Raw genomic sequence first — 10520 nt, 5'->3', positions numbered from 1 at the left:
CGCGCATCCTGCGCCGCCCCCAGGAGGCCCGCATCCGGGCCGCAGATCGCCGGGACCAGCAGCGGCGAGTCGTGGCGGCGCAGGATGCGCGCGCGCAGGGCCTGATCCAGAAAGGCGATCAGCCCGGGCGCTTTGGAAAGCCCGCCGCCCACCGGCATCACCGAAGGGCCAAGCACGTTGACCACCATGGCGAGCGGCCCCGAAACCAGATCGCGCCACAGCCCGATGGTGGCGCAGGCGCGCGCGTCGCCCGCGGCCCAGGCGGCGCTGATCTGCGGCGCCGTCAGCGCCGCGCCGGATTCCAGCAGGTGCAGCCGCTCCAGCCCGCGGGCGCTGCCGATGGTCTCGACGCAGCCCCTTTGCCCGCAGGGGCAGGGCAGATCGTAAGGCGCGCGCAAAACCGGGCCGTGGCCCCATTCGCCGGTCAGCCCGCCCGCGCCGCTGACGATACGCCCGTCAATGACCAGCCCGCCGCCGATGCCGCTGCCGAGGATCACGCCGAAGACGACCCGGTGGCCGCGCCCCGCGCCCGAGGCGGCCTCGGCCAAAGCGAAGCAATCGGCGTCGTTCAGCGCCAGCACCGGCAGGCCGAGGCGGCGCTCCAGCGTCTCGCGCAGATCGGCGCCGTCTATTGCGGGGATGTTCGCAACCTTGCCGCGCCCGGTCTCGGGGTCGATCACCCCGGGCACCGACAACGCGACGCCGTGCAGGCCTGGCCGCAGGAAGCCTGCCAGCGCCTCGGCGAATGCGCCCGCATCCCGCGCCGGGGTCGGCACCTCGCCGAGCGGCCGGATCTGTTCGCCCTGCCGCAAAGCGGCGCGGATCCGGCTGCCACCGATGTCGAATGCCAGGATCATCTGCCCCCCGAAGTCGCGCGCGCCAATCGAACCGAAAGGCGGCGGCTTGTCAAAGCCCGGCTTGCGGGACTAATGGACCCATTGCCCCAAAGCCGGAGAGACCCGATGGATGACCGCCTGATCGTCGCCCTGGACGTGCCCGATGTGATCGGCGCGCTGAAGATCGTGGACCGGATTGGCGATGCGGTCGGCTTTTACAAGGTCGGCCTCGGGATGCTGACCGGCGGCGGCCTCGCGCTGGCGTTGGAGCTGAAGCAGGAACACGGCAAGCGGGTGTTCCTTGACCTGAAACTCTTCGACATCGGCCAGACCATCGAGAATGCGGTGCGCGGGCTGGCGGGGCTGGGCCTCGATTTCCTGACCGTGCATGGCGATCCGCAGGTGGTGCGGGCGGCGGCCGAGGGCAAATCCGGCAGCGACCTGAAGATCCTCGCGGTGACGGTGCTGACCTCGCTCGACCGTGCCGATCTGGATGCGAACATGATCCGGCCCGGCGACATTCACGAGATCACGGTGGAACGCGCCGCGCGCGCGCTGTCGGCGGGCGCCGATGGCGTGATCACCTCGCCGCAGGAGGCCGCGGCGATCCGCGCTCTGCCCGAGGCCGCGGGGCGGCTGATCGTCACCCCCGGCGTCCGTCCGGCGGGCGCGGCGAAGGGCGATCAGAAGCGCATCGCCACGCCAGCCGAGGCCATCGGCCAGGGCGCCGACCATATCGTGGTGGGCCGCCCGGTCTGGGCCAGCGCCGATCCGGCCGCGGCCGCGCGCGAGATCATCGCCGGACTCACGCCGCGCTGATCAGCCCGTTCTCGTCGAAATGCCGCGGGAAGAAGGCGGCGACGCAGGTCATCAGCGTGGCCAGCGCCTCCTTCGCGTCATAGGGCGCCTGCATCGTCATCATGTCGAGCCAGACCCCTTCGGTCGTGACCCGCATCACCCGGGCGGTGCGCGCCGGATCGACAGCGTAGCCATGGGCCGCATTCATCGCAGTGCAGTATTCTTCCAGCCTGCGATTGTATTCCTCGTCGTTCGAGCCGCATTTCTCCTGATAAAGCGGCCGGCCCGATGCCTCGCCCCAGAAGGCGCACCAGGCCGAAAGCCGCGCATGAGTGCACATCTCGGGCCGGAAATCAGCCGCCAGCATCGCATAAAGCTGTTCGGCCACCCCCGGCCCCGCCGCCTCGACCGCCTGAAGCCAGTTCTGCCGGTATTCCTCGGCCAGGTAGAGCAGCGTCTCGGACAGAAGATTCTCTTTGGTCGAGAAGTGGAAATTCACCAGCCCGTGCGACAGCCCCGCCATCCGCGCCACCTCTGACATGGTGGTGCGGGAATAGCCGAAGCGGGCGATCGTCTCGATCGTCGCCTCGATCAGCTGCACCCGCCGCGCGTCGCGCGGCATCTTGCGCGGCGCGGGTTCGGGGTTTGCGTTCTCAAGGACAGCGGCCATGGGCACCTCCGTTCCGGGCCTGCAATCCATAGCGGAAATCCGGCGGCGCGAAACCCTTCACATCACATGATACATTCTGATTGACAGTTCAGTCAAAATAATGAGACGCTGAATCATCCACAACAGACAGGGTTCCGCGCCATGATTTCCGCCCCTCAGCGCCGGCTCGACAAATCCAACGCCCAGTTTCAGCGCGCGGTGAAGCGGCTGCCGCTCGGGGTGGCCTCGACCTTCCGCTACTGGGGCGACGAGCGGACGATCTATGCCCACCACGGCAAGGGCGGGCGGACCTGGGACATCGACGGCAATTCTTACGTCGATTACCGGCTGGGCTACGGGCCGGCGATTCTCGGCTATGCCGACGAGAGGGTGGACGCCGCCGCGCGCAGGGGGATGGAGGTGGGCGGCGTCTTTGCTCTTTCGACCGAGCGCGAACTGATCGTCGCCGAGCGGGTGGCGAAGATGGTTCCGGCGGCGGAACTGGTGCGCTTCTCGAATTCCGGCACCGAGGCGGTGATGGCCGCTTTGCGCCTCGCCCGCGCCTATACCGGGCGCGAGAGCTATCTGCTGGTCGAGGGCGGCTATCACGGGCTGTTCGACGCCGCGATGTGGATGGCGAACATGGACGAATGGGACGCGAAATCGAACCGCGACCCCGAGGTGGTGCCCTATGGCAAGGGCATCCCGGAAACGGTGAAGCACCTCGCCCATCTGGTGCCGATGAACGACATGCAGCGGCTGGAGGATACCTTCCGCCGCCACGGCGAGACCATGGCCGCCATGCTGATCGAGCCGATCCAGGGCAATTGCTGCGCGATCTCGGCCAGCCGCGATTATGTGCAACTGGCGCGGCAGCTTTGCGACCAGTATGGCGTCCTGCTGATCATCGACGAGGTAAAGACCGGCTTCCGTGTGGGCAAGGGCGGCATCCAGGGCATCCTCGGGGTGCGGCCAGACATCACCACTTTCGCCAAGGCGGTGGCCAACGGCTATCCGATCTCGCTGGTGGCCGGGCGCGAGGATGTGATGCGCAGCTTCCGCTACGGCGGCGCCAGCCATGGCGGCACCTATACCGCCCATTCGGTCAGCCTCGCGGCCGCCGAGGAATGTCTGCGCATCCTTGATGAAACCCCGGCGCTGGAAACGCTGGCGGGTTACGGCGAGCGGCTGAAAGCTGGGGTGTCGCAGATCCTGAGCGCGCGGGGGATCACCCACAGCTTCTCGGGCCATCCCTCGATGTTCGGCCTGTTCTTTGCCGAGGCGCCGCCGGACAATTACCGGGCCTGGAAGACCTCGGATTACACCTTCTACGACCGGATGGCGTATTATCTGCATGACCTCGGCATCATCGTCGAGCCCGACTCGCGCGAGCCCTGGTTCATGTGCGAGGCGCATGGCCTTGATGACAGCTGCCTGACCGATACGCTGAAAGCGGTGGAAGCGGCGGTGGAGCTGACGCTGCGGGATCAGACCGAGGGCAGACTGGACGCGGCGGAATGACCGGGCCGCTCATCGCCGGGCCTTGCCCGCTCTTCGCTGCGGCGCCCGGGGGGCGGAGGGGATGACTTACGATGCGGTGATCCTTGGCGCCGGGCATAACGGGCTGGTCACCGCCTGCTACCTCGCCCGCGCCGGAATGAAGGTGCTGGTGGTCGAGAAGAACGACTGGATCGGCGGCGCGGCGGTCTCGCGCGAGCTGACGCCCGGCTTCACCTATTCCAACTGTTCCTATGTCGCCTCGCTGTTCCGCCCCGAGATCATGCGCGACCTGGAATTGCCGCGCCACGGGCTCCAGATCCTGCCCTATGAGGGCGGCGCGGTGTTGCAGGAGGGCGGCGGCTATCTCGGCATGTTCCGCGATCATGATGCGAACCGCCGCGAATTCGCCCGCCATTCGCCCCGCGACGCCGAGGCCTACGACATCTACTCGCGCGACGTGCTGCGTCATTGCCGTTTCATCCGGCCGCTGCTTCTGCGCACCCCACCCGACCCGGCGCGCTTCCGCCCGCGCGACATGGGTGAGCTTTTATGGATCGGCAAACAGGTCTCGGCCCTGTCCGAGGCCCAGATCGCCGGGATGGTGCGGTTCTGGACCATGAGCATCTCGGACTACCTCGACCATTATTTCGAGAACCCGGTGATCAAGGCCTATCTCGCGGTTTCGGCCATCATCGGCACCGCGCTCGGGCCGATGTCGCCCGGCTCGGCCTATGTGCTGCTGCATCACTACATGGGCGATGTGGACGGCAACATCGGCGCCTGGGGGTTCGCGCGCGGCGGGATGGGGGCGATCACCCGGGCGCTGGCCTCTTCGCTGCGCTCATCGGGGGGCGAAATCCGCACCGGGGCGGCGGTGGAGAAGGTGCTGGTGAAAGGCGGGCGCACCACCGGCGTCGTGCTGGAAGGCGGCGACGAGATCCGCGCGAAGCGGGTGATTTCCAACATGGACGTGAAGCGCACCATGCTGCGCCATGTCGATGAGGCCGATCTGCCGGGCGATTACATCGCCTCGGTCAGGAAGTTCAAAACCCGCGGCTCGTCGGGCAAGCTCAATATCGCGCTGGACGGGGTGCCGAAGTTCCCGGCGCTGCCCGAGGGTTCCACCGCGCTGAAAGGCGATCTGCATTTCACCGATTCCATCGAGAAGATGGAGCGCGCCTATGACGACTGGAAGGCGGGCCATTTCAGCCGCGATCCGTTCCAGGACGTGATGATCCCCACGATGATCGACCCGACCATGACCCCGCCGGGCAAGCATTTCATGTCCTGCTTCGTGCAATATGCGCCGCCGAAGATCGAAGGCCGTGACTGGACGGATGCCGACCGCGACGCGTTCGGCCAGACCTGTCTCGACCAGATCGAGCGTTACGCGCCCGGCTTCAAAAACCTTGTGCTGCATGTCGAGGTGCGCACGCCCCGCGAGCTGGAGGCCGAGGTGGGGCTGACCGAGGGCAACATCTTCCAGGGCGAGCTGACCTTCGACCAGCTTCTCTTCAACCGCCCGGTGCCGGGCTACGCCAATTACCGGACTCCCGTTCGCGATCTGTGGATCTGCGGCTCCTCGACCCATCCGGGCGGCGGGGTGATGGGCGCGCCGGGGCGCAATGCTGCGGCCGAGATTCTGCGCGACGCCAAACTTTCTGTCAGGGATATGAGCGATGCCTGGGCGGTTCTCTGACATCATCGTCATCGGGGCCGGGCCGAACGGTCTGGCCTGCGCGACCCGGCTGGCGCAGAAGGGCCGGCGGGTCACGCTGCTGGAGGCCGAAGCCGCCCCCGGCGGCGGGGCGCGGGCGCTGCCCGATCTGGCGCCGGGCTACCGCTCGCCCGCGCTTGCGCATCTGATCTGGCAGTTTGATCCCCGGGCCGAGGCGGCGATGGACCTTTCCCGTCACGGGCTGGAATGGGCCGCGCAGGGCATTCCCACCACGGTGCTGTCGCCCGATGGCCCGCTGACCATCCGGGGCGGGCTGGCCGAGGGGCCGGATGCCGGGGCCTGGGCCACGCTTTACCAGAGGATGCTGTGCTTCGCCGGGGCTCTGGAGCCGTTCCGCCGCATGACACCCCCGCGCCTTGCCAAAGACAATTCCTGGGGGCAACTGGCGAAGAACCTCCTGAAGCTCCGCGCCCTCGGCACCCATGATTTCCGCGAGTTGCTGCGGGTGCTGCTGATCAACGCCCATGACGTGGCGCAGGACGAGTTGACCGATCCCCGCCTGCGCGCGGCTTTGTGTTTCGACGCCACGCTCGGGGCCTGGGCCGGGCCGCGCTCGCCTAATACGTTGATATTGTGGCTCGACCGGCTGGCCGGGCAGATCGGCGGCCAGCGCGCGAGCCTTGGGATGCCCAAAGGCGGGATGCCCGCTTTGGCTGCCGCCATGGCCCGTGCGGCGGAAGCCGCGGGCGTCACCCTGCGGCAGGGCGCGCGGGTGGCGCGGATCGTGACCGATGGCGAACGGGTCAGCGGCGTCACGCTGGCGGATGGCGGGGAATTGCGGGCGGATCTGGTGATCTCGGCGATCGGACCCAAATCGACGCTCCTCGATCTGGTCGGCCCGCGCGCGCTGGACGCCGGGCTGGTCACGCGGCTGAGGCACCAGAAATCGCGCGGCGGTGCGGCGAAGCTGCATCTGGCGCTGTCCGCCGCGCCGGATTTCGGCACCGACCTGCACGCGCGAATGATCCTCGCCGGCGACGAGCACGAGGTGGAAAGCGCCTTCAACCCGGTGAAATACGGTGAGGTGCCGGAACGCCCGGTGATGGAGATCCTGCTGCCCTCGGCTTTTGATCCGGGCCATGCGCCCGAAGGCGGCCATGTGCTTTCCGCCACCGTCCAGTTCGCGCCGCATGACCCGAAGATCGGCCGGGACGAGGCCCGGGCGGCGATGCTGGAGGCCAGCCTCGCCCGGCTGGAAGCCGCCGCGCCGGGGATCCGTCGCATGATCGTCAGGGCAGACCTTCTGATGCCTTACGATATAGAACGGCAGTTCGGCATGGCGGGCGGCAACTGGCATCACGGTGAACTGACGGTCGAGCAGATGCTGTTCCTGCGCCCGATCCCGCAGCTTTCGCGCTACGCCACACCGATCCGCGGCCTGTGGCTGACCGGCGCGGGCACCCATCCGGGCGGCATGTCGGGCGCGGCGGGCTGGAACACCGCCGGGGCAGTCCTGGAGGCGAGGCAATGATCCCGCAGCGTCACTACGAGAAGCCCCTGCGCGAAACGCCGTTCCATCCGCGCACCGCTCCCCTGAACCGGCTGCAAAACTGGGGGGCCTGGGCGGGTTATATGACGCCCTCATGCTATGGCGACAGCGCGATGGAACATACCGGCATCCGCAACACGGCCACGCTTTACGACATCTCGCCGATGATCAAATACCGCATCCGGGGCCCGGAGGCGGCGGATTATCTGAACCGGCTGACCCTGCGCGACGCCGCCCGTCTGCCGGTGGGCGCGGTGCATTACACCGCCTGGACCGACGATGCGGGCCAGGTGATGGACGACGGCACCCTGTTCCGGCTGGGGGCCGACGACTTCCGCCTCTGCTGCCAGGAGCGCCACCTGCCGTGGCTGCTCGACTCCGCCTGGGGCTTCGATGTGACCATCGGGGACGAGACCGACCGGATCGCCGGGCTCGCGCTGCAAGGGCCGGTCTCGGCCACGGTGCTGGCCGCCGCCGGATTCGATGTCAGCGCGCTGAAGCCGTTCCGGCTGGCCACCTTTCCGCTCAGCGCGGGCGAGGTGACGATCTCGCGCACCGGCTTCACCGGCGATCTGGGCTACGAGCTTTGGACAACGCCGGAAGACGCGCTGGTCCTGTGGGACCACCTGATGGCCCATGGCGCACCGCTCGGGCTGGTCCCGACCGGCACCGATGCGGTGATGCTGGCGCGCACCGAAGCCGGGTTTCTGACCACGAACCTCGACTTCATCCCCGCCCAACAGGCCCTGCGCGAGGACCGCACCCGCTCGCCGCTGGAACTCGGCCTCGGCTGGATGATCGCCTGGGACAAGGGGCCGTTCACCGGGCGGCGCGCGCTGATGGCCGAGCGTGAGGGCAAGACCTCCCGTTGGGCGCTGGTCGGGCTCGACATTCCCGGCAATGTCAGCGCCGAGGGCTCGATCCTCTACCATGGCAAGCGGCGCGAGGCCGGATTCGTCACCGCAGCCTGCTGGTCACCCACACTGAAACGCAACATAGCCATCGCCCATGTCGCGGCGAAATACGCCGATTGCCGCGACCTGTGGGTCGAGATCTACGCTCTGCGCGAGTTGCAATATCACAAGCTGATGCTGCCGGTCACGAAAACCGAACGGCCGTTCTTCGCACCCGACCGCCGCCGCGCCACCCCGCCGGGGAGGTTCTGATGTACAAGGGCAGCCCTCGCCTGACCCATTGCCCCGAGACCCTGCCGCGCGAGGCCTATCTCTCGCCCGACTGGTTCGTGCGCGAGATGCAGACGGTTTTCGCGCGGAACTGGGTGATGGCGGGGCGGCTCGCCGATCTGCCTCCCGGCACGATGCGGGCGATCCGCATCGGAGAGGCACCGGTGCTGCTGGCACGGGAAGCTGGCGGCGGGATGGCAGCGTTCCATAACACCTGCCGCCATCGCGGATCAGAACTCTGCCGCGAGGGCGAGGACCGCAAACTCGGGCGCCTGATCACCTGCCCCTATCACGCCTGGGCCTTCGCCGCCGCCGACGGGCGGCTGGTCTCGACCGGCCATGCTCATCCGACCGACGATTTCCGCAAAGAGAACCACGGGTTGCAGCCCGTCGCGCATCAGGTCTGGAACGGCTTCATCCTCGTCAACCTGGCCGCCGCCCCCGGCCCGCTCACGCCCGATGTGCCGCTCGCCAGCCTCGACAACTGGCCGGCGGCGGGGCTGCTCACCGGCCACCGCTGGCAAACCGAAATCGCCTGCAACTGGAAGGTTTTCTGGGAAAACTACTCGGAATGCCTGCATTGCCCCGGCATCCACCCGGAGCTCTGCGAGATGGTGCCCCTCTACGGCCAGGGCATCATGGGTGCGAACGAGGCCCGGGACTGGGCGCCCGATCAGCCCGCGCGCCCGAACCTGCGCGAGGGCGCGGAAAGCTGGACCCCCTCGGGCGCGCTCTGCGGGCCGGCCTTCCCGGGGCTGACGGCTGAGGAACGCGCGCGCGGCTATACGTTCGTGACCTTCTGGCCCTCGGGCTACGTGGTCGCCCATGCCGACCATATCCGCGCCGTGCGGCTGGAGCCGCTCTCCCCCACACACACCCGGCTGCTGGCGGAATGGTATTTCCCCGCAGAGACCCTGGCCCAACCCGGCTTCGACCCCGCCACCGTCGCCGCTTTCGCGAAACTGGTGATGGAGCAGGACGGCGCGGCGTCTGAGATGAACCAGCGCGGCATCGCATCGCCCGCTTTCCGGCGCGGGCGGCTGATGCCCGAGGAATACGAGATCCACCGCTTTCACCAATGGCTGCTGACCGAGATGGAGGGATCGCCATGACCCTGCCCCTGACATCGGAACCGATCCCGCGGCAATGGGACCGCCGCGGTCTTCCGGCCTGGACCTACCACTCGCCGGCCCTGTTCGATCTGGAACGTGAACACCTGTTCCTCAATCACTGGCAGGTGGCGGGCCATGTCTCGGACATTCCCGCCCCCGGCGACTGGCTGGCCTTCGATCTCCTGGACGAGCGCGCCGTGATCCTCCGCGGCCAGGACGGCGAAATCCGCGCTTTCATGAACCTCTGCCGCCACCGGGGCGCGCGGGTGGTGGAAGGCGCGCAGGGCAAATGCCGCGGCGCTCTGGTCTGTCCGTTCCATGGCTGGGTCTACAATCTCGATGGCAGTCTGCGCGGCGTCTCGCGCCCCGAGACCTTCGGCGAGGGCGTGGACAAAGCCGCCTTCGGGCTGAAACCGCTGGAGCTGGAGATCTTCGGCGGCTTTCTGTTCCTGCGCTTCCGCCGCGGCCCGCAGCCTTCGGTCGCGGAGATGCTGGCGCCCTATGCCGCCGATTTCCAGGCCTGGCAAAGCGGGAACCTGCTGCCGGTCGATGTCGCGGGCTGGTCGGCGGACCTGCCGGTCAACTGGAAATCGGTGCGCGATGTGGACAACGAGGGCTATCATGTGGCGCTGGCCCATCCCTCGCTCCAGGATCTTTACGGCCGCGATTACCGCGACCTCTATCTGCCCGGCGGCCTGCATGTCAGCTACGGCTTCTACGGCGACCGGCCCGGGCGGCGCTGGTCGGTCAGGAACTACGTCAGACACTCGCCTGTGCGCGAGGGCCTGCCGCCGCATCTGCAACGCACCTGGGCCTATTACGGCCTGTTTCCGAACACGGTGATCGCCTTCACCCCCGAAAGCGCGCAGTTCTACCACGACCTGCCGGTCTCCCCCGGCCAGACCCGGCTGACCGGGCGGCTCTACCGCCTCGCGAACGAGGACCGCCAGACCCGCGCCGCCCGCTACCTTGCGCAAAGGATCGACCGCGACACCTCGGCCGAGGATCAGCAACTGTCGATCTGGTCGAACGAATCGATGCGCTCGGACCATTTCGAGGGGTTCCACCTCTCGGATCTGGAATACGGGCTGCGCCGCCACCACGACCAGTTGCGCGACCTGCTTCCGGTGATGCGCGAGGACCACGCGCCGCCCGAAAGTCAGATCCCCGCCCTCAACGACGAATTGCTTTGCGCAAGGACCGGGCAGGCCTAG

Annotated in this window: 9 protein-coding genes; 7 read left to right on the top strand and 2 right to left on the bottom strand. The window is 68.0% G+C overall.

Annotated features, from left to right (window positions below; all coding sequences use genetic code 11):
* On the bottom strand, window positions 1-857 hold an 857-nt coding region (locus tag XINFAN_RS03245; RefSeq protein WP_148087133.1), incomplete at its 3' end, for an ROK family protein.
* A gap of 105 nt (window positions 858-962) precedes the next feature.
* Between XINFAN_RS03245 and pyrF the strand changes: the two genes are divergently transcribed.
* On the top strand, window positions 963-1655 hold the full coding sequence (gene pyrF / locus XINFAN_RS03240) for an orotidine-5'-phosphate decarboxylase (RefSeq protein ID WP_124085065.1): 693 nt from the start codon (window positions 963-965) through the stop codon (window positions 1653-1655).
* Here pyrF and XINFAN_RS03235 read toward each other — a convergent pair.
* Window positions 1642-2304: a TetR/AcrR family transcriptional regulator gene (locus XINFAN_RS03235; protein WP_160144523.1), complete on the bottom strand. Its 663-nt coding sequence runs from the start codon at window positions 2302-2304 to the stop codon at window positions 1642-1644. The two genes, pyrF and XINFAN_RS03235, sit on opposite strands and share 14 nt — an antisense overlap.
* A 141-nt stretch (window positions 2305-2445) precedes the next feature.
* Here XINFAN_RS03235 and XINFAN_RS03230 point away from each other — a divergent pair, with 141 nt between their 5' ends.
* The 6 genes from XINFAN_RS03230 to XINFAN_RS03205 all read left to right on the top strand — a co-directional run bounded on the left by XINFAN_RS03230 (window position 2446) and on the right by XINFAN_RS03205 (window position 10520).
* Window positions 2446-3804 (top strand): aspartate aminotransferase family protein, encoded by a 1359-nt coding sequence (locus XINFAN_RS03230; RefSeq protein WP_124085063.1) that lies wholly within the window; start codon window positions 2446-2448, stop codon window positions 3802-3804.
* Between the two features lie 61 nt (window positions 3805-3865).
* Window positions 3866-5482, top strand: a complete 1617-nt coding sequence (locus XINFAN_RS03225) for a phytoene desaturase family protein (protein ID WP_124085062.1) — start codon at window positions 3866-3868, stop codon at window positions 5480-5482.
* Window positions 5463-6992, top strand: a complete 1530-nt coding sequence (locus XINFAN_RS03220) for a phytoene desaturase family protein (RefSeq protein ID WP_124085061.1) — start codon at window positions 5463-5465, stop codon at window positions 6990-6992. The genes XINFAN_RS03225 and XINFAN_RS03220 overlap by 20 nt, the downstream gene beginning before the upstream one ends.
* The gene (locus XINFAN_RS03215; RefSeq protein ID WP_124085060.1) at window positions 6989-8176 is read left to right on the top strand and encodes an aminomethyl transferase family protein; all 1188 of its coding nucleotides are present in this window, start codon (window positions 6989-6991) and stop codon (window positions 8174-8176) included. The genes XINFAN_RS03220 and XINFAN_RS03215 overlap by 4 nt, the downstream gene beginning before the upstream one ends.
* Complete coding sequence (locus XINFAN_RS03210) at window positions 8176-9306, top strand: aromatic ring-hydroxylating oxygenase subunit alpha (RefSeq protein WP_124085059.1); 1131 nt, start codon at window positions 8176-8178, stop codon at window positions 9304-9306. The genes XINFAN_RS03215 and XINFAN_RS03210 overlap by 1 nt, the downstream gene beginning before the upstream one ends.
* Entirely contained in the window at window positions 9303-10520 is a 1218-nt protein-coding gene (locus XINFAN_RS03205) for an aromatic ring-hydroxylating oxygenase subunit alpha (RefSeq protein ID WP_124085058.1), read from the top strand. The genes XINFAN_RS03210 and XINFAN_RS03205 overlap by 4 nt, the downstream gene beginning before the upstream one ends.

Origin of the sequence: Pseudogemmobacter humi, from assembly GCF_900609055.1 — a bacterium.
Taxonomy (GTDB): domain Bacteria; phylum Pseudomonadota; class Alphaproteobacteria; order Rhodobacterales; family Rhodobacteraceae; genus Pseudogemmobacter; species Pseudogemmobacter humi.
Note: the sequence above shows the minus strand (reverse complement) of the source record. Positions and strands in the feature narration are given on the sequence as shown.